General features: G+C 50.3%; 18 protein-coding genes. 6 read left to right on the forward strand and 12 right to left on the reverse strand.

What is annotated here, in order from left to right:
* Positions 1 to 82: 82 nt before the first annotated feature.
* The 6 genes from glgP to asd all read right to left on the reverse strand — a co-directional run bounded on the left by glgP (position 83) and on the right by asd (position 10,827).
* Positions 83 to 2,530 (reverse strand): glycogen phosphorylase, encoded by a 2,448-nt coding sequence (gene glgP, locus ACJHXA_RS07245; RefSeq protein WP_000993449.1) that lies wholly within the window; start codon positions 2,528 to 2,530, stop codon positions 83 to 85.
* A gap of 18 nt (positions 2,531 to 2,548) precedes the next feature.
* A complete protein-coding gene (gene glgA / locus ACJHXA_RS07250; RefSeq protein WP_001197646.1) occupies positions 2,549 to 3,982 on the reverse strand; it encodes a glycogen synthase GlgA in 1,434 nt (477 codons plus the stop codon).
* On the reverse strand, positions 3,982 to 5,277 hold the full coding sequence (gene glgC / locus ACJHXA_RS07255; protein ID WP_000253975.1) for a glucose-1-phosphate adenylyltransferase: 1,296 nt from the start codon (positions 5,275 to 5,277) through the stop codon (positions 3,982 to 3,984). Before glgC ends, glgA begins: the two co-directional genes overlap by 1 nt.
* Positions 5,278 to 5,294: 17 nt before the next feature.
* On the reverse strand, positions 5,295 to 7,268 hold the full coding sequence (glgX, locus tag ACJHXA_RS07260) for a glycogen debranching protein GlgX (RefSeq protein ID WP_000192552.1): 1,974 nt from the start codon (positions 7,266 to 7,268) through the stop codon (positions 5,295 to 5,297).
* Entirely contained in the window at positions 7,265 to 9,451 is a 2,187-nt protein-coding gene (gene glgB, locus ACJHXA_RS07265; RefSeq protein ID WP_001283723.1) for a 1,4-alpha-glucan branching enzyme, read from the reverse strand. Before glgB ends, glgX begins: the two co-directional genes overlap by 4 nt.
* Before the next feature lie 272 nt (positions 9,452 to 9,723).
* Positions 9,724 to 10,827: an aspartate-semialdehyde dehydrogenase gene (gene asd, locus ACJHXA_RS07270; protein ID WP_000799956.1), complete on the reverse strand. Its 1,104-nt coding sequence runs from the start codon at positions 10,825 to 10,827 to the stop codon at positions 9,724 to 9,726.
* A 192-nt stretch (positions 10,828 to 11,019) separates the two neighbouring features.
* On the opposite strand from asd, the gene yhgN reads away from it, so the two are divergent.
* Positions 11,020 to 11,613, forward strand: a complete 594-nt coding sequence (gene yhgN / locus ACJHXA_RS07275) for an NAAT family transporter YhgN (protein ID WP_001002544.1) — start codon at positions 11,020 to 11,022, stop codon at positions 11,611 to 11,613.
* Between the two features lie 56 nt (positions 11,614 to 11,669).
* Here the strand turns inward: yhgN and gntU are convergent, their stop codons facing one another.
* The 5 genes from gntU to ACJHXA_RS07300 form a co-directional block, all read right to left on the reverse strand.
* Positions 11,670 to 13,010, reverse strand: a complete 1,341-nt coding sequence (gene gntU, locus ACJHXA_RS07280) for a gluconate transporter (RefSeq protein WP_000210111.1) — start codon at positions 13,008 to 13,010, stop codon at positions 11,670 to 11,672.
* Positions 13,011 to 13,013: 3 nt separating this feature from the next.
* Positions 13,014 to 13,541, reverse strand: a complete 528-nt coding sequence (gene gntK / locus ACJHXA_RS07285; protein ID WP_000108330.1) for a gluconokinase — start codon at positions 13,539 to 13,541, stop codon at positions 13,014 to 13,016.
* Positions 13,542 to 13,679: 138 nt separating this feature from the next.
* Entirely contained in the window at positions 13,680 to 14,675 is a 996-nt protein-coding gene (gntR, locus tag ACJHXA_RS07290) for a gluconate operon transcriptional repressor GntR (RefSeq protein ID WP_000730263.1), read from the reverse strand.
* A gap of 223 nt (positions 14,676 to 14,898) precedes the next feature.
* The gene (yhhW, locus tag ACJHXA_RS07295) at positions 14,899 to 15,594 is read right to left on the reverse strand and encodes a quercetin 2,3-dioxygenase (RefSeq protein WP_000639811.1); all 696 of its coding nucleotides are present in this window, start codon (positions 15,592 to 15,594) and stop codon (positions 14,899 to 14,901) included.
* Between the two features lie 122 nt (positions 15,595 to 15,716).
* Entirely contained in the window at positions 15,717 to 16,754 is a 1,038-nt protein-coding gene (locus ACJHXA_RS07300; protein WP_000236293.1) for an oxidoreductase, read from the reverse strand.
* Positions 16,755 to 17,086: 332 nt separating this feature from the next.
* On the opposite strand from ACJHXA_RS07300, the gene yhhY reads away from it, so the two are divergent.
* The 5 genes from yhhY to ACJHXA_RS07325 all read left to right on the forward strand — a co-directional run bounded on the left by yhhY (position 17,087) and on the right by ACJHXA_RS07325 (position 20,212).
* Positions 17,087 to 17,575 carry an N-acetyltransferase gene (gene yhhY, locus ACJHXA_RS07305; RefSeq protein WP_001295206.1) on the forward strand — a complete coding sequence of 163 codons (489 nt, stop codon included), beginning with the start codon at positions 17,087 to 17,089 and terminating at the stop codon, positions 17,573 to 17,575.
* 233 nt (positions 17,576 to 17,808) lie between these two features.
* A complete protein-coding gene (tssD, locus tag ACJHXA_RS07310; protein ID WP_000065907.1) occupies positions 17,809 to 18,987 on the forward strand; it encodes an Hcp1 family type VI secretion system effector in 1,179 nt (392 codons plus the stop codon).
* Positions 18,984 to 19,478: a protein YrhA gene (gene yrhA / locus ACJHXA_RS07315; RefSeq protein ID WP_000988496.1), complete on the forward strand. Its 495-nt coding sequence runs from the start codon at positions 18,984 to 18,986 to the stop codon at positions 19,476 to 19,478. Before tssD ends, yrhA begins: the two co-directional genes overlap by 4 nt.
* A gap of 94 nt (positions 19,479 to 19,572) precedes the next feature.
* The gene (gene yrhD, locus ACJHXA_RS07320; RefSeq protein ID WP_001307436.1) at positions 19,573 to 19,728 is read left to right on the forward strand and encodes a protein YrhD; all 156 of its coding nucleotides are present in this window, start codon (positions 19,573 to 19,575) and stop codon (positions 19,726 to 19,728) included.
* 199 nt (positions 19,729 to 19,927) lie between these two features.
* The gene (locus ACJHXA_RS07325) at positions 19,928 to 20,212 is read left to right on the forward strand and encodes a YrhB family protein (RefSeq protein ID WP_000634159.1); all 285 of its coding nucleotides are present in this window, start codon (positions 19,928 to 19,930) and stop codon (positions 20,210 to 20,212) included.
* A 37-nt stretch (positions 20,213 to 20,249) separates the two neighbouring features.
* Here ACJHXA_RS07325 and ggt read toward each other — a convergent pair whose 3' ends face one another.
* Positions 20,250 to 21,992, reverse strand: coding sequence for a gamma-glutamyltransferase (gene ggt / locus ACJHXA_RS07330; protein ID WP_000595084.1), 1,743 nt, complete (start codon positions 21,990 to 21,992; stop codon positions 20,250 to 20,252).
* Positions 21,993 to 22,097: the final 105 nt, after the last annotated feature.

Below are 22,097 nucleotides of genomic sequence, written 5' to 3' on the forward strand. Positions count from 1 at the left end.
CCCCTTGCCCCTTCTGGACACTTTTCCGAAATGATGGCGAAAAAAACGGGACCCTTTGGCCCCGTTCTATTTATTAGTGAAATTACAATCTCACCGGATCAATATGCCAGATATGATCGGCGTACTCTTTGATAGTACGGTCAGAAGAGAAGTAGCCCATATTGGCAATGTTCAGCATCGCTTTTGCGGTCCACTCTTCCTGAAGCTCGTAGAGTTCGTCGACTTTATCCTGACAATCGACATAGCTGCGATAATCCGCCAGAACCTGATAGTGATCGCCGAAGTTGATCAGCGAATCAACCAGATCGCGATAGCGACCCGGATCTTCCGGACTGAATACACCGCTGCCGATTTGCGTCAGCACCTGATGCAGCTCCTCATCTTTCTCGTAGTATTCACGCGGTTTGTAGCCCTGACGACGCAGTTCTTCCACTTCTTCCGCAGTGTTACCAAAGATAAAGATATTGTCAGCACCGACATGATCCAGCATCTCGACATTCGCACCGTCCAACGTACCGATAGTCAGCGCACCGTTAAGCGCAAACTTCATGTTACTGGTGCCGGAAGCTTCCGTCCCCGCCAGCGAAATCTGTTCAGACAGATCGGCCGCCGGAATGATCAACTGCGCCAGGCTAACGCTGTAGTTCGGGATGAACACGACTTTCAGCTTGTCGCCAATCTGCGGATCGTTGTTGATCACTTTCGCTACGTCATTGATCAAATGAATAATGTGCTTCGCCATGTAATAGGCCGAAGCCGCCTTACCGCCAAAAATATTCACGCGCGGTACCCACTTCGCATCCGGGTCGGCCTTGATGCGGTTATAGCGGGTAATCACATGCAACACATTCATCAATTGACGTTTGTATTCGTGAATACGTTTGATTTGTACATCGAACAACGCCTTTGGATTCACCACCACATTCAGCTGCTGGGCGATATACTCTGCCAGACGCTTTTTGTTCTCCAGCTTCGCCTGATGCACAGCGTGATTAACCATTGGGAAATCACAGTGTTGTTGCAGCTCATTAAGCAGGCTAAGGTCGGTGCGCCAGTTACGGCCCAGGTGTTCGTCCAGCACGGCTGAAAGCGATGGGTTCGCTACCGCTAGCCAGCGACGCGGCGTCACACCGTTGGTGACGTTGGTGAAACGACCCGGGAAGATTTTCGCAAAGTCGGCAAACAACGATTGCACCATCAGATTAGAGTGCAGTTCCGATACACCGTTAACTTTGTGGCTCACAACAACCGCCAGCCAGGCCATACGCACACGACGACCGTTGGATTCATCAATGATCGACGCCCGTCCCAGCAGATCGGTATCGTTCGGATACTGTTCCTGCAAGGTTTTCAGGAAATAGTCGTTGATTTCAAAGATGATCTGCAGGTGACGCGGCAGAATTTTACCCAGCATATCAACCGGCCAGGTTTCCAGCGCCTCGCTCATCAGCGTGTGGTTAGTGTAGGAGAAGACCTGACAACACACCTCAAACGCGTCGTCCCAGCTAAATTGGTGCTCATCGATCAGCAGACGCATCATCTCAGGAATCGACAGTACCGGATGGGTATCATTGAGATGAATCGCGATTTTATCCGCCAGGTTATCGTAGGTTTTATGCAACTGATAATGGCGGCTTAAAATGTCCTGAATGGTCGAGGAAACCAGGAAGTATTCCTGACGCAGGCGCAGCTCACGCCCGGAGTAGGTGGAGTCATCCGGATACAGTACGCGAGATACGTTCTCGGAGTGGTTTTTATCTTCCACTGCCGCGAAGTAGTCACCCTGGTTGAATTTACCGAGGTTAATTTCGCTACTGGCTTGCGCACTCCACAAACGCAACGTGTTGGTCGCGTCGGTATCGTAACCAGGGATTATCTGATCGTAAGCGACTCCCAGAATCTCTTCGGTTTCAATCCAGCGCGTTTTTTTACCTTCCTGCTGAATGCGACCACCAAAACGGACTTTATAGCGCGTGTTGTGGCGTTTGAATTCCCACGGGTTACCGTATTCCAGCCAGTAGTCTGGCGACTCTTTCTGGCTACCGTTAACGATGTTCTGCTTGAACATACCGTAGTCATAGCGGATGCCGTAACCGCGCCCCGGCAACCCTAACGTCGCCAGAGAATCAAGGAAGCAAGCCGCCAGACGTCCCAGGCCACCGTTACCGAGGCCCGGATCATTTTCTTCATCAATCAGCTCTTCGAGATTTAACCCCATCGCTTCCAGTGCGCCCTGTACATCTTCGTAAATTCCTAGCGACAACATGGCGTTGGAGAGCGTACGGCCAATCAAAAACTCCATCGACAGGTAGTAAACCTGACGAGTTTCTTGCGACAACTGGGCACGGTTTGAACGTAACCAGCGCTCCACGAGACGATCGCGCACAGCAAATAACGTTGCGTTCAGCCATTCATGTTTATTGGCGACGACCGGGTCCTTTCCAATCGTAAACATCAGCTTGTAAGCGATAGAGTGCTTAAGAGCTTCTACGCTAAGCGTGGGCGATGAATATGTAAACGGAGCATTCATATAGGCGTTTCCTGAAAACTATTTCAAGCGATAGTAAAGCTCACGGTACGACTTCGCCGCGACCTGCCAGCTAAAATCCATTGCCATAGCCTGACGTTGCACAAACCGCCACAGTGAAGGACGGGACCACAGTACAAAAGCACGCCGAATAGCCCGTAACAGCGACCAGGCATTACTATCTTCAAAGACAAACCCACTGGCGACGCCATCTGCAAGGTTCTCAAGAGAACAGTCAGAAACCGTATCAGCAAGCCCACCGGTGCGCCGCACTAACGGCAGCGTACCGTACTTCAATCCATAAAGTTGCGTTAAGCCGCACGGTTCAAAACGGCTGGGCACCAGAATGACGTCCGCGCCGCCCATAATGCGATGCGAAAATGCTTCGTGATAGCCAATCTGAACGCCCACCTGGCCGGGGTATTCCGCTGCCGCCGCAAGGAAACCTTCCTGCAGCACCGGATCGCCCGCGCCGAGTAGCGCCAGCTGCCCGCCCTGCTCCAGAAGACCCGGTAAGGCTTCCAGCACCAGGTCGAGACCTTTCTGGCTGGTCAGACGGCTCACCACTGCAAAAAGCGGCACTTTATCGTCAACCTTAAGCCCCATTGCGATTTGTAACTGGCGCTTATTTTCCGCTTTATCTTCCAACGTATCGCGGGTGTAACGCGAGGCCAACAGTAAGTCCGTCTCTGGACTCCAGATTTTCTCGTCCACGCCGTTCAGTACGCCGGAAAGACGCCCTTCACGGTGACGCTGTTGCAACAGACCTTCCATACCGTAGGCAAACTGCGGTTCGGTGATCTCGCGAGCGTAGGTTGGACTGACCGCCGTAATGTGATCGGCATAGTACAGACCGGCCTTCAGGAAAGAGATTTGTCCGTTGAATTCCAGCCCATGAATATTAAAGAATGACCATGGCAATTGGATGTCATTCATATGATGTGCATAAAACATGCCTTGATAGGCCAGGTTGTGCACAGTAAACACCGACTTCGCCGGACGCCCGCGCGCCGCCAGATACGCAGGCGCAAGGCCTGCATGCCAGTCGTGCGCATGCACCACATCAGGACGCCAGAATGGGTCAAGCCCGCTGGCCATTTCTGCCCCAACCCACCCCAGCAGCGCAAAACGCAATACGTTGTCGGTATAGGCAAATAAGTTGGTATCGTGATACGGGCTTCCCGGACGATCATAGAGATGCGGCGCGTCAATCAGGTATATGCCAACCCCGTTGTAATGACCGAACAACAGCGTGATATGTCCGGCGAAGGTATCACGACGGGATACTACCTGCGCATCGGTAACGCCACGGCGAATATCGGGAAATGCAGGCAACAGTACGCGAGCGTCAACGCCGTCTGCGATTTGTGCTGCGGGTAATGCCCCAATAACATCAGCCAGACCGCCGGTTTTAAGCAGCGGGAACATCTCTGAACATACATGTAAAACCTGCATTATCGCTCCTGTTTATGCCCTAACTTCCGTAGCATTTCGCGCGTTACCAGCACGATGCCTTCTTCTGAACGATAGAAACGACGTGCATCTTCCTCTGCGTTTTCACCAATCACCATGCCTTCCGGAATAACACAAGCACGATCGATGACGCAGCGGCGCAGACGGCACGAGCGACCTACCCATACTTCCGGTAACAATACGGCGGAATCAATGTTGCAGAATGAATTCACGCGAACGCGCGAGAACAGAACGGACTGCACCACCACCGAACCGGAGATCACACAGCCGCCGGATACCAGTGAGTTAAGGGTCATCCCGTGGCTACCGGAGCGATCCTGCACGAATTTCGCTGGCGGTAATGATTCATTGTAGGTGCGAATTGGCCAATTGCGATCGTACATATCCAGTTCCGGCACCACAGAGGCCAGATCGAGGTTCGCTTTCCAGTAAGCTTCCAGCGTACCCACATCGCGCCAGTACGGCTCGGCATCCGGGTCGGATTGTACGCAAGAGAGCGGGAACGGGTGCGCATAGGCCAGACCGGCTTCGGTGATCTTGGGAATCAAATCTTTGCCAAAGTCGTGGCTGGAGTTCTCATCACGATCGTCTTCTTCCAGCAGTTCATACAGATAGTCGGCGTCAAAGACGTAGATACCCATACTCGCCAGAGATTTGCTCGGATCGTTCGGCATTGACGGTGGGTTAGCAGGTTTTTCAACGAATTCGATAATTTTATCGTTCTCATCAACCGCCATAACGCCAAATGCGGAGGCTTCTTCAATCGGTACTGGCATACAAGCAACGGTGCAACGTGCGCCTTTTTCGACGTGATCGATAAGCATACGCGAGTAGTCTTGCTTGTAGATATGGTCGCCCGCCAGGATCACCACGTATTCCGCTTTATAACGGCGGATAATGTCGAGGTTTTGGGTGACCGCATCTGCGGTGCCGCGATACCAGTTTTCCCCTTTCATTCTCTGCTGTGCTGGCAGCAGATCGACAAACTCGTTCATTTCTTCATTGAAGAATGACCAGCCGCGCTGAATGTGCTGCACCAGAGTGTGGGACTGGTACTGGGTGATCACGCCCATACGACGGATCCCGGAGTTGATGCAGTTAGACAGCGCAAAGTCGATAATGCGGAACTTACCGCCGAAGTGTACGGCCGGTTTTGCTCGCTTATTGGTTAAATCCTTCAGGCGGGTACCACGTCCTCCCGCCAGTATCAGGGCAACAGATTTCAATGGCAGCTGGCGCGCCAACATTAAGTGATCGTTCTTCTCTAAACTAACCATGACTAACTCCTTTTTTATCATCTCTGGAACACACACAATCCGTGTGCAGGTCCCTGCCAGACAGCCGTAATCACTGGGTTATCCTCTCCAGCGAATGGGGGAATGGCGTGCCACTCCCCAGCAGGTAAAACAATCTCTGTTACCTCAAGCGTGGCGTTAATTGCGATCAAAAAGCGATCCGAGAGCAGAATTTGCAGCTGTTTCGGCCCGTTTTGCCACTCATCCGTGCTTAAAGGTTGAGCATATCGATTTAGCCAACGGACATTGCCGTCGCCTTCTTCCCACCAGCGATTCTCCACCAAAGCGGGAATGCGCTTGCGCAGATGGATTAACGCGGCGGTAAATGCGGTTAAACCACTGCTTGCCTGCGACCAGTCCAACCAGGTTAATTGGTTATCCTGACAGTAGGCATTGTTATTGCCATGCTGGCTGTGACCATGTTCGTCACCGGCCAGTAACATCGGCGTACCCTGGGAGAGCAACAACGTTGTTAACAGGGCGTGAATGCTGTCGCGCCGCCGTTCAACCAGGTCAAGAGAACCGCCTAACCCTTCTTTACCATGATTGTTACTGTAATTGTTGTTGGTCCCGTCGCGATTTTCTTCTCCGTTTGCTTCATTGTGTTTATGGTTGAAGCAAACGCAGTCGCGAAGCGTAAAACCGTCATGCGCGGTGACGAGATTAATCGCGGCACTCGGCAGACGACCATTACGTTTAAAAACATCGCTGGAGGCAGCAAAACGCCCGGCAAACGCCCCCAGAGGCAAATCATAATGTAGCCAGAAACGACGGGCAGCATCGCGGAAATGATCGTTCCACTCGGCAAACAGCGGCGGGAAATTTCCCACCTGATAACCACCAGGAGCGATATCCCACGGTTCAGCAATTAACTTCACCTGCGAGAGCACCGGGCAGTTCTGGATAGCGGTAAACAACGGCGCATCCTGACGGAACTCTGGCGTACGGCCCATGACTGCCGCCAGATCAAAGCGGAAACCATCGACGTGGCAGGTTTCTACCCAATAACGCAGGCAGGCGCTGGCATAATCCACCACCGCCGGATGACTCAAATTGAGCGTGTTGCCGCAACCGGTCCAGTTGTGATAATCGCCGTCTTCTCTTATCCAATAATAGCTACGGTTATCGATCCCACGCAGCGAGAATAACGGGCCGTCGAGGTCCAGTTCCGCACTATGGTTGAGCACGATATCAAGAATGACTTCGATACCCGCTTTATGCAGTGCTTTGATTGCATCGCGAAACTCATCCAGCGCCGTTTCTGGCGAGCAGGCATACGCCGGATGCAGCGCAAACATCGCCACCGGGTTGTAACCCCAGTAGTTACTTAGCCCCATGCGTTGCAGACGTGGTTCACTGGCAAACTGCGCCACTGGCAGCAGTTCCAGCGCGGTAATGCCCAATTGTTTCAAATAGTTGATCATCACCGGATGCCCGAGGGCTTTATAAGTGCCACGGATCTCGACCGGGATCTCCGGGTGCAAGTACGTTAATCCTTTGACATGGGCTTCATAAATGATGGTGCTGCCCCACGGCGTGCGCGGCGGGGCATCATCTTCCCAGTCATAGTGATCAACCACCACTACGCATTTCGGCGCAATGGCGGCGTTGTCGCGATAGTCAGGTTCATTATGACCGGCGTGCAGCAGCGGGTTATCTTTAAACTCCCCCTCAATTTGCCGCGCGCAAGGATCAATCAACAACTTCGCCGGGTTAAAGCGATGCCCCTCGGCGGGTTGCCAGGGGCCATGAACGCGATAACCATAACGCAAACCCGGGCGCGCATCCGGCAGATAACCGTGCCAAATGTCGCCACTGTGCCCTGGCAAGTCATAGCGATGTTCCTGGCCATTGGCGTCAAAGACACACAGTTCTACCCGCTCGGCATGAGCGGAGAAAAGTGTGAAGTTGACGCCCTGACCGTCGTAATGCGCGCCGAGGGGAGCGGGTTTGCCAATGGCGAGTTGTGTCATTCTGCCTCCCGAACCAGCCAGATAGTGGCCAGCGGTGGTAGCGTCAGGCTTAGTGAATGCTGACGACCGTGGCTGGCAATCTCATCGCTGTGTACCGTGCCGCCATTGCCTGCATTACTGCCGTGATAGTGCATGGAATCGGTATTGAGGATTTCACGCCATTTGCCCGGCTGGTTTATGCCGAAGCGATAATCATGACGCGGCACCGGCGTAAAGTTACTGGCAACGATGATTTCGTTACCCTCTTTATCGCGACGCACAAAGATCAGCACCGAGCGTTCTTTGTCATCCACCACCAGCCATTCAAAGCCGTACGGGTCAAAATCCAGTTCATGCATTGCTTTATGGTGGCGGTAGGTGAGGTTCAGATCGCGCACCAGACGCTGGACACCGTGGTGCCAGTTATCGCCGCCTTCCAACAGATGCCAGTCGAGGCTGGCGTCATGGTTCCACTCGCGGCCCTGGGCAAATTCGTTACCCATGAACAGTAGTTTCTTGCCCGGGAATGCCCACATCCAGCCATAGTAGGCGCGCAGGTTCGCGAATTTCTGCCATGCGTCGCCCGGCATGCGGTCGAGAATCGATTTTTTACCGTGGACCACTTCATCATGCGACAACGGCAGGACGAAGTTTTCAGTGTAGTTGTAGAGAATCCCGAAGGTCAGTTTATCGTGATGATACTGACGATAAACCGGGTCGAGCTTCATGTAGTCCAGGGTGTCATGCATCCAGCCGAGGTTCCACTTGTACCAGAAGCCCAGACCGCCCATATCCTGCGGACGAGAAACGCCAGGGAAATCGGTAGACTCCTCAGCCATTGTCACCGCACCGGAAACCTGCTCACCAAGAATACGGTTGGTATTACGCAAGAATTCAATCGCTTCAAGATTCTCGCGCCCGCCAAATTCGTTCGGGATCCACTCCCCCTCTTTACGGCTGTAGTCGCGATAAATCATTGACGCCACCGCATCGACGCGCAGCGCATCAATACCAAAACGTTCAATCCAGTAAAGCGCGTTACCGACGAGGAAGTTACTGACTTCACGGCGACCATAGTTGTAGATCAGCGTGTTCCAGTCCTGATGATAGCCTTCACGCGGATCGCTGTGTTCATACAAGTTCGTGCCATCAAATTCGGCAAGCGCAAAGTCATCAGTCGGGAAGTGGCCTGGCACCCAGTCGAGAATCACGTTCAGACCAGCTGCGTGTGCGGCATCAATGAAATAACGGAAGTCGTCGCGAGTACCAAAACGGCGGGTTGGTGCATACAGGCCGGTTGGCTGATAACCCCAACTGCCATCGAAGGGATGCTCGTTAATGGGCAGTAGTTCGAGGTGGGTAAAGCCCATCCATTTAGCATAAGGCACCAGTTGATCGGCCAGCTCGCGGTAGCTCAACCAGAAATTGTTGTCGGTGTGGCGACGCCAGGAACCCAGGTGAACTTCATAAATAGAGATTGGCGCATCAAACTGATTCGCTTTTTTGCGCTCTTCAGTCTGTACAACCTTTTCCGGCAGCCCGCAAATAAGAGACGCGGTTTCCGGGCGCATTTGCGCTTCGAAGGCATAAGGGTCGGACTTCAGACGCAAGTTGCCATTGGCATCAATCATCTCGTATTTATAGAGCTGACCGTTATGCGCCCCAGGGATAAACAGTTCCCAGATGCCGCTCTCTTTACGCAGGCGCATCGGGTGACGGCGACCGTCCCAGTAGTTGAATTGCCCAACCACCGAGACCCGACGGGCGTTTGGAGCCCAGACAGAGAAACGCGTACCTGTGACGCCATCCATAGTATCTGCATGCGCGCCTAAGGTTTCATACGGGCGCAGGTGAGTACCTTCAGATAATAGCCAGGCATCCATTTCCTGGATTAGCGGACCAAAACGGTAAGGATCATCAATCAGGTTTTGCTGACCATGCCAGACAACAGCCAACTGATAGCGGAAAAAATTCTTACGTCGCGGAATGACGCCGCTAAAGAATCCCCGTGAGTCGAGACACTCCAGTTTTGCGAGTTTGCGCCCGGTTTTCGGTTCAATCACCCACACATCGGTAGCGTCGGGTAAAAGGGCACGGACTTCCAGTCCCGCGGTGGTTTTATGCATTCCCAGTACGGAAAAAGGATCCGCAAAATGGCCTGCAATTAGCGCGTTAATCACGTCTCTATCGATACGATCGGACATGCTTGTCTTCCTGTTTTATTGTGTCACCCCATCCAATTGGATTTTTGACTTCTGGTTGTGACATTTTTTTGACCTGAACGGCGCAGCACTCTGTGCATCCTCTCTGCGTCGTCCTCACTTCAGGTAAGGCTGTGAATACTCATGTATTCAGCCACCCTTAAAGAATAGCCAATGCTCTATTTAACTCCCGGTAAATCATGAAACATCTGCGCTTACTCCTGTATTACGCACTAACAGGGGCGGCATCGCGCCCCAGATTTAATGAATAAAGATTACGCCAGTTGACGAAGCATCCGACGCAGCGGCTCCGCGGCCCCCCACAGCAGCTGGTCGCCCACGGTAAAGGCTGACAGGAACTCTGGTCCCATATTCAGCTTACGCAGGCGGCCTACCGGCGTGGTCAGCGTGCCGGTAACGGCAGCTGGGGTTAGCTCACGCATAGTGATTTCCCGATCGTTCGGAACGACTTTCGCCCACGGATTGTGCGCAGCCAGCAGTTCTTCCACGGTCGGAATAGACACATCTTTTTTCAATTTAATAGTGAATGCCTGGCTGTGGCAGCGCAATGCCCCGACACGCACACATAAACCATCTACCGGAATTACGGAAGATGTGTTGAGGATCTTGTTGGTTTCCGCCTGCCCTTTCCACTCTTCGCGGCTCTGACCGTTATCGAGCTGTTTGTCGATCCACGGAATCAGGCTACCCGCCAGCGGCACGCCAAAGTTATCCACCGGCAGCTCACCGCTACGGGTTAAGGTTGTGACTTTGCGTTCGATATCGAGAATAGCAGAGGACGGGGTCGCGAGTTCATCTGCCACATGGCCATACAGATGGCCCATCTGGGTTAATAACTCACGCATATGTCGCGCACCACCGCCGGAAGCGGCCTGGTAGGTTGCAACGGACACCCAATCAACAAGATCATTGGCGAATAAACCACCCAACGACATCAACATCAGGCTTACGGTACAGTTACCGCCAACAAAAGTCCTGATGCCATTATTTAATCCGTCGGTAATGACGTCCTGATTGACGGGGTCAAGAATGATGATGGCGTCATCTTTCATGCGCAGAGACGATGCTGCGTCAATCCAGTAACCTTGCCATCCGCTTTCACGAAGCTTTGGATAGATTTCGTTGGTATAATCGCCGCCCTGACAGGTCACAATGATATCGAGGGCCTTTAGCGCCTCCAGATCAAAGGCATCCTGAAGTGTGCCAGTGGTTCCGCCAAAAGACGGCGCAGCCTGGCCAAGCTGAGAAGTAGAAAAGAAGACAGGGCGAATGGCGTCGAAGTCGCGCTCTTCAACCATGCGTTGCATGAGAACGGAGCCGACCATACCGCGCCAGCCGATAAAACCAACATTTTTCATAAGCGTTTTTTTCCTGCAAAGATGTGTGCTGTATAAATGTGCCGGTCTCCTCTTGGCACATCTTTCACCATACAAAAAGCAGCCAAAGTCGCAAGTGAAATTAATCAATGATAGCGAAGCCATCAGTAATGCGACTTATCCTGCTTTGTTAGCACGCAGAAAGTCCGCGGCAATTATCAGGGAATTTGAGTTATGAATGAAATCATTTCTGCAGCAGTTTTATTGATCCTGATTATGGATCCGCTCGGAAACCTACCTATTTTCATGTCCGTACTGAAACATACTGAACCGAAAAGACGGCGGGCAATCATGGTGCGAGAGTTGCTTATTGCTCTCCTGGTGATGCTGGTGTTCCTGTTTGCGGGTGAGAAAATTCTGGCATTTCTCAGCCTGCGAGCAGAAACCGTCTCCATTTCTGGCGGCATCATTCTGTTTCTAATTGCCATTAAGATGATTTTCCCCAGCGCTTCAGGAAATAGCAGCGGGCTTCCGGCAGGTGAAGAGCCATTTATCGTGCCGTTGGCAATTCCGTTAGTCGCCGGGCCGACTATTCTCGCCACGCTGATGTTGTTGTCTCATCAGTACCCGAATCAGATGGGGCATCTGGTGATTGCTCTGCTGCTGGCCTGGGGCGGCACCTTTGTCATCCTGCTACAGTCTTCGCTATTTTTACGTCTGCTGGGCGAGAAAGGGGTGAACGCACTTGAACGCCTGATGGGATTGATTCTGGTGATGATGGCAACCCAGATGTTCCTCGACGGCATTCGAATGTGGATGAAGGGGTAACGAGGAGAGTTTTTCGAAAAGAACCCGGTAGTGTCACAACTACCGGGCGAACAAACTTAACTCAACAGCTGGAACGCAATCATCCCAACGATGGCACCGACAGTGCCGAGGATGGTTTCCATCATGGTCCAGGTTTTCAGCGTTTCGGCTTCGGTCGCGCCGGTAAATTTACCGAACAACCAGAAACCGGCGTCGTTAACGTGGCTGACAACAATCGAACCACCAGCGATACAAATCGACAGCGCCGCCATTTGCGCACCGGAGTAGTTCAGTTGTTCAATAACCGGCATCACCAGTCCTACCGCCGTTAAACAGGCTACGGTGGCAGAACCCTGAATGATGCGCACTGCAGCTGCCAGCACGAAGCAGGTGATAGCAATCGGCAGGCCCATGCCGGTTAACGCTTCGCCCAGTGCCGGACCTACGCCAGAGTCAACCAGCACCTGTTTGAACACGCCGCCTGCACCAATCACCAGCAGAATGATCCCCGCCGGTTGCAGCGCGTGACCGCAAATCTCCATCACTTTGTCTTTTGGCATGCCCTGACGCATTGCCAGGCCATAAATCGCTACCAGACAAGCAACCAGAATCGCGGTAAACGGATGACCAATAAACTCGAACCATTCGTAAGCGGTAGAGCCTTCTGGCACAAAACGCGCGGCAATGGTTTTCAGCCCCACCAGCACCAGCGGCAACAGGATCAGCGACAGGCTGAATCCGAAAGATGGCATTTTGCCTTCGCCGAGATGCGGTTCGCTGATGTCGTCAGGAATATGCAACTCCACGTAGCGGCTGATGAAATTACCCCACAGCGGCCCGGCAATAATCATTCCCGGAATTGCCGCACACAGGCCAATCAGGATCATCCAGCCAAAATCGGCGTTCATCTGCGATGCGAGGAGCATTGGCGCTGGCCCAGGCACCAGGAACGCAGCCGCGGCCGCCACGCCTGCGAATAATGGGATTACCAGCTTCACCAGGTTCGTACCGGTGTGGCGCGCCATTGAGAAAGCAACGCTAATCAGCAGAACAATCGCCACTTCAAAGAACAGCGGTAGCGCACAGACCAGCCCCGCAAGGCCGATGGCATAATGCGCGCGGCTGTGACCGAAGGATTTGAGCATTTTGACGGCAATCTGATCGACTGCGCCGGTTTCATGTAAGATCTTGCCAAACATAGCTCCCAGGGCGACAACCACCGCCAGGAAGCCGAGGGTGCCTCCCATCCCTTTTTCCATCGTCGCTGCGATTTTATCGAGCGGCATACCGGAAAAAAGGCCAGCCCCCATGGACACCACCATCAAAGCCAGGAAAGCGTGCATACGCGCCTTCATGACTAAAAACAGCAGCAGTAAAACAGACCCTACTGCTGTTAAAACAAGCGTTAATGTAGTCACTACTTATTTGCCTTTTTTAATAACCTCAATGGTGCTTGCCACAACACCTTCCAGCGGTTGATCGATATCCACCACCAGTACATCAGTTTCGTCCGCACCCGGCTCCTGCAGCGTTTCAAACTGCGTCACCAACATTTGGGTTTTAAAGAAATGGCCTTTGCGCGCTTTCAGGCGGCTTTCAATCACGTCAAAATCGCCTTTCAGGTAGATGAAAGAGAGATTCGGATTACCTTCACGCAGCAAGTCGCGATAGTGTTTTTTCAATGCAGAACAGACGATCAGTGACACTTTATTAGTGCGCTGCATAGCAAACGCGGCGTCGTTCAGCGCCTGCAACCACGGTTTGCGATCGTCGTCATTCAGCGGTTCGCCAGACGCCATTTTTTCGATATTGCGCCGTGGATGGAGGAAATCGCCATCAAGAAACGCGGCATGAAGTTGATGCGCCACTTCACTGGCGACCGCAGATTTGCCGCTGCCTGAGACGCCCATCAAGACGTAAATGTGGTGATCATGGTTAGTCGTGCTCAAAGTGGTGCCCCCACAATACAAGAATTAAAAATGTTACGGGTAACTGTTATCGGTAACATTGTCCGGCCGGACAATATCAGAAGCAATATCCATCCGTGCCTTAAGTGTATAAGTGTGAGCTACTTCAAATTTGTGGGCTTAAATAGATCCGCCCGGTGACAAGGTGAAACCTAAATCTAACATTTTCGGTGTCACAGATTCGCCACGAATACGCGCCAGCAGGCGTTCAGCGCCAATACTGCCCATCCGCTCACGCGGCGTCAGCACGCTCGCCAGTCGTGGCTCCATCACCTGACCAATGTCATGACCGTGGAAACCGGCAATCGCCATATCGTCAGGAACTTTTAACCCCAGACGCTGACATTCAAACGCCGCGCCGACCGCCAGATCATCATTAGTACAGAACACGCCATCCAGCTGCGGATATTCCCGCCGCGCCTGGCGAATCAGTTCAATACCGGAAGAGTAAGAAGAAGATTGCTCAACCATCACGCTATACGGCACCAGGCCTGCATCCAGCATCGCCTGTTCGTATCCCTTCTGTTTGATGATAGTACGTTCGTCGAGACGTGCGCCGAGATAGGCAATGTGGCGATGCCCGCGCGCAATAATGGCGGTAGTCATCTGGCGTGCCGCTTCAAAGTTATCAAAACCGACGGCGATATCGAGGCACGGCGACTGGCTGTCCATCAACTCCACCACCGGGATCCCCGCCACTTCAATCATCTTTAAGGTGCGCGGCGTGTGGGTACGTTCGGTGAGGATCAGGCCGTCGATATTCCAGGACAGCATGGATTCGAGACGTTCTTGCTCCATTTCCGGTTTATAACCGTAGTGCGCCAGCATCGTCTGATAACCGTGCGCGTCGGTGACGCTTTCGATTCCGCGTAATACTTCCGCGAAAACCTGGTTGGTGAGAGAAGGTAACAGGACGCCAATCGCCCGGCTGGTAGCGTTAGAGAGGATATCGGGCGCACGATTGGGAATATAGCCCAGTTCATCAAGAGCGGCGGCAATCTTGCCGCGTAGAGCGACGGAAACCTGCTCCGGGTTACGCAAAAAGCGGCTGACCGTCATTTTGGTCACGCCTACACGGTCAGCCACATCCTGAAGTACGGGTCTTTTCTTTTTCATCGTCCTGAAGGTACAAAAGAGATAGATTCTCTTAGTTTAACACGGACGCATCAGAACCTTCCCGGGGAAAACAGTGCTTGTTTACAATTATTAGATATACACTAAATCAATTGCATCGCATTGTGCTAACGACGCGGCAAAACCCCGGAAGCGTGCATCAGCACGCGACCGGAGCGAGCGAGGAAGCCTGCAAAAAGGCAGGCTTCAAAGATGCCGTTGAGTTTTAAACCGGCGGCAGATCGAACAGTAACACTTCGCTGTCGCTATCCGCATGGATGGAGATTGCCTGCTCATCCCAGATTGCCAGACCATCGCTGGTCGAGGCTTTCACGCCGTTAATGGTGACATTGCCTTTCACCACCTGGATCCAGACGCGGCGTTCAGCGGCAATCTGATGCACCGACTGCTCATCTTTCAGCAACGCCCAACGATACAGTTCCATATCCTGATGCACTTTCAGCGAACCATCTCGCGCATCCGGCGAGAGCACCAGCTGTTTGCCCTGCACGGCATCGAAGCGACGCTGTTCATAACGCGGCGTAATGCCATTTTCTTCAGGCATGATCCAGATCTGATACAGATGCAGACGCTCGGTGCTGCTTGGGTTGTACTCTGAGTGACGAATACCCGTACCCGCACTCATAATCTGGAACTCACCCGCCGGAACCTGCTCTTTATTGCCCATGCTGTCCTGATGCTCAACAGTACCTTCCAGCACGTAGGTCAAAATTTCCATATCTTTATGCGGGTGAGTGCCGAAGCCCTGCCCTGCTTCAATCACGTCGTCGTTAATCACGCGCAGCGCGGAAAAGCCCATAAAGTTCGGATCGTAATAGTTGGCAAAAGAGAAAGTATGCCAGGAGTCCAGCCAGCCATGATTTGCATGACCACGTTCATTTGCTTTGCGTAAGTAGATCATTTGTATTCGCCCCATGAATGATTTCGATGGGCTTAGTGTGGACCCGATCTGCCTGGGATGATAGAGGGTGAAAATTGACCCCTCTGTTCAAAAAAATTGAACTATTCGAGGGGCCATCAAACTTACTTAGCGAGAGTTACTGTGGAGGGAGAGGCTTGCTCAAATCCGCGTTCAAGGATTTCCAGATTCGTAAGAACTTCAGATTCCTTGACGTAATTTGGCGCACCGTGGGTGATGGTTTGATACAACGCATCATAAACGCGCCCGTAATCGCCCATCTCCGGCTTCATCTCTTCTCTGACCGTCACGCCCTCGTCATTGACATACTCCAGCACACCGACCGAATCATCCGCTGCGAATCCCGGTTCGCCCGGCATAATATTAGCCTTCAGGCTGGTTTCCTGCTGGTCGATACCGTATTTAATAAACGAACCTTTCTTACCGTGAACGATAAATTTCGGATAATCGATTTTCACCAGATGGCTGGTTTTGACGATGGCTTTCAGGTCGCCATAAAACAGTTGCGCTTCAAAGGTGTCGTCAGGATTGGCTTTATTACGCAGGCTGCGGATGTCATAAGCGACGTGATCCGGGCGACCGAACAGAGAAATAATCTGGTCCATCGTATGCACACCAAGGCCATAAAACGCGCCATCCTGCGGCAGCCCAGGTTTGGTCTCTGCCACCGGGCGGTAATAGTCAAAATGGCTTTCCACTTCAACAATCTCTCCCAACTTGCCACTTTCAATCGCTTTTTTCGCTGTCAGGAAGCAGGAGTCAAAGCGACGATTCTGATACGGCGTGACGGTCAGCCCTTTGCTTTTCGCCAACGCAAACAGCTCCTTCGCCTGGGCAAGCGTCGGGGTGAACGGTTTTTCGACCAGCACATTTTTCCCGGCTTCCAGCGCGCGTTTCGCGTACTCGAAATGGCTGTCCGCGTGGGTGCAGACAACAACCAGCTTAACATCGGGATCGTTTAGTACTTCGTCGAGATCGCTGGTGAAATGGATATGGGAATAAATGGGAGCCTGTTCTTCCGGCTTCGCATGGCGACGAAAAATATGCGCGACATGCCAGCTATCCTTGCGGTTAAGTACATACGGCAGATGGTAACGGGTGGTGCTTTTGCCGAAGCCAATAAAGGCGCAGTTGATGACCATGATTTCGTCCTTTTTAAGGTGGTTATTTACACCTTAGCGCAAAGCGGACGTGGTTCCTACTGGAGTGCGCATAACGAACACAAGCACTCCCGTGGATAAATTGAGAACGAAAGATCAAAAAAAAAGCCAGCACCCGGCTGGCTAAGTAATACTGGAAGCAATGTGAGCAATGTCGTGCTTTCAGGTTCTCCGCGAGGGTCTTCCTGATCGCGAGACAATAATAATCATTCTCATTCGCACTTGTCCAACACTTTTTGCAAAAAAATGCATTTGACTCGCATTTGAAAGTCAATGATGTTGAAAGGGACATTTACCCCAAAGAGGACAAAGGAATGAGTGAGATAGTAATACGCCACGCAGAAACACGGGATTACGAGGCCATCAGGCAGATTCACGCCCAGCCGGAGGTGTATTGCAACACACTACAGGTGCCTCATCCTTCCGATCATATGTGGCAGGAGCGACTCGCCGATCGTCCCGGCATCAAGCAACTCGTCGCCTGTATTGATGGAGACGTCGTGGGCCATCTCACCATTGACGTGCAACAGCGCCCACGCCGCAGTCATGTTGCCGATTTTGGTATCTGTGTCGACTCTCGTTGGAAGAACCGCGGCGTCGCCAGCGCCCTGATGCGAGAGATGATTGAAATGTGCGACAACTGGTTGCGGGTAGATCGCATTGAACTAACCGTGTTTGTCGATAACGCCCCGGCAATTAAGGTCTATAAAAAATACGGCTTTGAAATTGAAGGGACTGGTAAGAAGTACGCATTGCGTAATGGTGAATATGTCGATGCATATTATATGGCGCGGGTGAAGTAAGATAGTGCCCTTTTTCTGAGATGGAAAAAGGGTGTCATTCAAAATCGACATACCTTCCTTTAAGGTATTTATTTGCCCAATACATAAATTGAGATTTAACTCATAATTACTTCCTAAAGTGTAATATTTTTTTTAATATATACGCCTACAATTTCCTGGAGTAAATAAATAACAATTAACAAGCATAATATTGCCATTGATAAAATAGCATGCCATAAAAGGACTTTTCAGGGATGAGTAATATTGTTTACCTGACAGTAACGGGAGAACAACAAGGAAGCATCTCCGCAGGTTGTGGGACTTCTGAGTCTACAGGTAATCGTTGGCAGAGCGGGCATGAGGATGAAATATTTACATTCTCACTCTTAAATAATATTAATAATACGGGGCTTGGTTCACAGTTCCATGGTATAACATTTTGTAAATTAATTGATAAAAGCACTCCATTATTTATTAATTCCATTAACAATAATGAACAATTATTTATGGGATTTGACTTCTATCGAATAAATAGATTTGGTAGATGGGAAAAGTATTATTATATACAACTAAGGGGCGCTTTTTTATCGGCTATTCATCACCAGATCATTGAAAACCAACTGGATACAGAAACAATAACTATTAGTTATGAATTTATCCTCTGTCAACATCTTATCGCAAATACCGAGTTCAGCTATTTGGCACTCCCTGAAAATTATAACCGTTTGTTTTTACCAAATTCAAAAAACCAAACAAATAATCGTTTCAAAACGTTAAACAGCAAAGCTATTGGCAGGCTACTTGCTGCTGGTGGCGTATACAATGGGAACATTGAAGGATTCAGAGATACTGCGGAAAAACTGGGTGGAGATGCAATAAAAGGCTATGATCAAATACTAAATGAAAAAACAGCGGGCATAGCGATAGCAACAGCATCTATTCTTTTAACAAAGCGTTCTAATGTTGATACATATACAGAAATAAATAGTTACTTAGGCAAACTTAGAGGTCAACAAAAACTTCTTGATGGTATAGACATAATAGAAATAATATACATTAAGAGACCTTCAAAAGACTTAGCTAACTTACGAAAGGAGTTTAATAAAACTGTAAGAAAAAATTTTCTTATCAAACTTGCAAAAACCTCCGAAGCATCTGGAAGATTCAACGCCGAAGACCTTTTAAGAATGAGAAAGGGCAATGTTCCTCTAAATTATAATGTTCACCATAAACTATCTCTAGATGATGGTGGTACTAATGATTTCGAAAATTTAGTATTAATCGAAAACGAACCATATCATAAAGTTTTTACTAACATGCAATCACGAATAGCTAAGGGAATATTAGTAGGTGAAAGCAAAATCACTCCCTGGGCCATTCTATCTGGCTCAATTTATCCTCCCATGAAAAATATTATGGACCACACAAAATGATGACTAAAACCCAAATAAATAAATTAATAAAAATGATGAATGATTTAGACTATCCATTTGAAGCACCGCTCAAGGAATCATTTATTGAAAGTATAATCCAAATAGAATTTAATTCTAATTCAACTAATTGCCTGGAGAAGTTATGTAATGAAGTTAGTATTCTTTTTAAGAATCAACCTGATTATCTTACTTTTTTAAGAGCAATGGATGGATTCGAAGTTAATGGATTACGATTATTTAGCCTCTCGATTCCAGAACCTTCAGTTAAAAACCTTTTTGCCGTAAATGAATTTTATAGAAATAATGATGATTTCATAAACCCTGATCTACAAGAACGGTTAGTGATCGGGGATGATAGCATTTCAATATTTACTTATGACATTAAAAGTAACTTTTTTGAAATTAGAGATAATATTGGCACAGAAAATATATTCAGTTCGTTTAGTGATTTCTCTTCATTCTTAAACGAAATCATGGACAGTTGTTCATAATAATCAAAAGGAAACAAAAATCATTGTAAACCATGCCATCTTTTTAGAGATTACCAGCAGAAAATTCCTTGTTCGAAATTTAGCAGTGCAAGCTATGGAAAAACTTACAACGGAACTACACTCCTTAAGTGAGATGGACCGAAGACATGTAGTCTCTATTTTAGCCGAAATAGCTAATGGCTATGATGATTTTAATGACATGTTGATTTATTTAGAATTTTACCCGAATCATAAGATTCTGATATCTTAAATAAGAAAATCCCGTTCGACGTTCTGAAAAAGAAATCATAAAATATTAGCAGATACTTATTTCGTGACTATATCTTATCCGATGAACTTTTTTCAAAACCAGCATTTAATAATATCTTTGACGAAGATGAACGCGTCTTTGCTCAATGTATCACACAGGAATAATAATATAACACTCAACAATAATATTTATTATAATTATGATTACTTATCACGACGCATTCGCGAAAGCGAACCATTACCTTGATGATGCAGATCTCCCGGTCGTCATTACTCTACATGGACGCTTTAGCCAGGGCTGGTATTTCTGTTTCGAAGCACGAGAATTTCTCGAAACTGGAGATGAGGCCGCGCGCTTAGCTGGTAACGCACCTTTTATTATTGATAAAGACAGTGGTGAAATTCATTCTCTGGGAACGGCAAAGCCGCTGGAAGAATATCTACAGGATTACGAAATAAAAAAGGCTACCTTCGGCTTGCCCTGACAAAATAGCCCTCTTCCCACGAAGAGGGCCGCTAACCTTAGTACCCCGCCGTTAAATCATCCACCGAGCGCGGGTCGGATGCGCCGTACAACTCACCGTCCGGCCCAACCATAATGCTTTGTGTACTGCCCATCGCCTCTTTCAGCGCCACTTTCTGACCTTTTGCTTCCAGCAGCTTGAGCGTATCCGGGCTAAACCCTTTTTCGACACGCAGCTCGTCCGGCAACCACTGATGGTGGAAACGCGGCGCATTGGTCGCTTCGGCGACGTTCATGCCATAATCGATGCTATTCACCACCATTTGCAGCACTGTAGTGATGATCCGGCTACCGCCTGGGCTACCGGTAACCAGCCAGGTTTTACCGTCTTTCACCACAATGGTCGGCGACATCGACGACAGCGGGCGTTTGTTCGGCCCGACGGCGTTGGCATCACCGCCCACCAGCCCGTAAACGTTCGGTACGCCCGGTTTGGCGGAGAAATCATCCATCTGGTTATTAAGCAGAATACCGCTCTCGCCCGCGACAATACCCGTACCGAAGGTGGTGTTCAGCGTATAGGTCACCGCCACCGCGTTACCGTCTTTATCCACTACAGAGTAATGGGTAGTTTGATTACTCTCATAAGGCGCAAGCTTGCCAGGGCGAATCTCACTGGACGGCTTCGCTTTGTTGATATCAATTTGATCGGCAATGGATTTGGCATAGGCTTTATTGGTCAGTGCCTGCCACGGGACTTTGACAAAATCCGGGTCGCCAAGATATTCCGAGCGGTCGGCGTAGGCGTATTTCTCCGCTTCTGCCATGATTTGCATCGCATCGGCGCTGCCAAAGCCGTATTTCTTCATATCGAAGTTTTCCAGAATATTGAGGATTTGTACGATATGGATCCCGCCGGAGGATGGCGGTGGCATGGAGTAAACCTGATACCCGCGATAATCGCCGCTTATCGGAGTGCGTTCGACCGCTTTATAGGCCGCTAAATCTTCTTTAGTGATCAAGCCACCGTTTTTCTGCATCTCCTGGGCGATCTGTTCCGCAATCGTGCCTTTATAGAATTCGTCCGGGCCGTTTTCAGCAATCATCTCCAGGCTCTTTGCCAGGTTCGCCTGCACCAGCGTGTCGCCCTTTTTCAGCGGTTCGCCCTCTTTCCAGAAGATAGCTTTGCTGTTTTCGTGATTCGGCAACACTTCGCTACCGTAGGTTTTGAGATCGTCTGCCAAAGCATCGTTAACGATAAAACCATCGCGTGCCAGTTTGAACGCGGGCTGCACCACTTTGTTCAACGGCATAGTGCCGTACTTATCCAACGCCAGCGAGAAACCAGCGACCGTACCTGGTGTGCCGGAAGCCAGATGCGAAGTGAGTGATTTTTTGCTGTCCGGGTTGCCCTGGTCATCAAGGAACATATCGCGGGTCGCTTTAGCGGGTGCCATTTCGCGGAAATCGATAGCGGTGGTATTGCCATTTTTCGAGCGGATCAGCATAAAACCACCACCGCCCAGATTCCCTGCCTGCGGATGCGTTACCGCCAGCGCGTAGCCCACCGCCACGGCGGCATCAACGGCATTCCCGCCCTCCTTGAGAATATCCACCCCCACCTGAGTGGCAGTGGCGTCCACAGACGCTACCATTCCCTGTTTCGCGCGTACCGGGTGGAAGACATCTTCCTCCACACCATACGAGACGGGCGGCGCAGGAGGCGCGGCGGCGGCGCTAAAACAACTTCCTGAGAGCAGAGCAGCAATGGCCACCCGGCGTAAAAACGTCGGTTTTATCATCGTTATTCTCCAGAGATTAAGGGGCAACCCCAGCTAAGCCTGGTATATAACTCTGAATTAATCATCGTTTTGTCGGGAAGCGAGTAAACTTAAAGGATATCTTCA

Source organism: Escherichia sp. WS33, from assembly GCF_046486385.1.
In the GTDB taxonomy this organism is placed as follows: Bacteria; Pseudomonadota; Gammaproteobacteria; order Enterobacterales; family Enterobacteriaceae; genus ECMA0423.

What these genes read in the sequence shown, in the direction of transcription:
- glgP (WP_000993449.1), bottom strand. Translation starts at nt 2,530, where the DNA reads ATGAATGCTCCGTTTACATATTCATCGCCCACGCTTAGCGTAGAAGCT.
- glgA (WP_001197646.1), bottom strand. Translation starts at nt 3,982, where the DNA reads ATGCAGGTTTTACATGTATGTTCAGAGATGTTCCCGCTGCTTAAAACC.
- glgC (WP_000253975.1), bottom strand. Translation starts at nt 5,277, where the DNA reads ATGGTTAGTTTAGAGAAGAACGATCACTTAATGTTGGCGCGCCAGCTG.
- glgX (WP_000192552.1), bottom strand. Translation starts at nt 7,268, where the DNA reads ATGACACAACTCGCCATTGGCAAACCCGCTCCCCTCGGCGCGCATTAC.
- glgB (WP_001283723.1), bottom strand. Translation starts at nt 9,451, where the DNA reads ATGTCCGATCGTATCGATAGAGACGTGATTAACGCGCTAATTGCAGGC.
- asd (WP_000799956.1), bottom strand. Translation starts at nt 10,827, where the DNA reads ATGAAAAATGTTGGTTTTATCGGCTGGCGCGGTATGGTCGGCTCCGTT.
- yhgN (WP_001002544.1), top strand. Translation starts at nt 11,020, where the DNA reads ATGAATGAAATCATTTCTGCAGCAGTTTTATTGATCCTGATTATGGAT.
- gntR (WP_000730263.1), bottom strand. Translation starts at nt 14,675, where the DNA reads ATGAAAAAGAAAAGACCCGTACTTCAGGATGTGGCTGACCGTGTAGGC.
- yhhW (WP_000639811.1), bottom strand. Translation starts at nt 15,594, where the DNA reads ATGATCTACTTACGCAAAGCAAATGAACGTGGTCATGCAAATCATGGC.
- ACJHXA_RS07300 (WP_000236293.1), bottom strand. Translation starts at nt 16,754, where the DNA reads ATGGTCATCAACTGCGCCTTTATTGGCTTCGGCAAAAGCACCACCCGT.
- yhhY (WP_001295206.1), top strand. Translation starts at nt 17,087, where the DNA reads ATGAGTGAGATAGTAATACGCCACGCAGAAACACGGGATTACGAGGCC.
- tssD (WP_000065907.1), top strand. Translation starts at nt 17,809, where the DNA reads ATGAGTAATATTGTTTACCTGACAGTAACGGGAGAACAACAAGGAAGC.
- yrhA (WP_000988496.1), top strand. Translation starts at nt 18,984, where the DNA reads ATGATGACTAAAACCCAAATAAATAAATTAATAAAAATGATGAATGAT.
- yrhD (WP_001307436.1), top strand. Translation starts at nt 19,573, where the DNA reads ATGGAAAAACTTACAACGGAACTACACTCCTTAAGTGAGATGGACCGA.
- ACJHXA_RS07325 (WP_000634159.1), top strand. Translation starts at nt 19,928, where the DNA reads ATGATTACTTATCACGACGCATTCGCGAAAGCGAACCATTACCTTGAT.
- ggt (WP_000595084.1), bottom strand. Translation starts at nt 21,992, where the DNA reads ATGATAAAACCGACGTTTTTACGCCGGGTGGCCATTGCTGCTCTGCTC.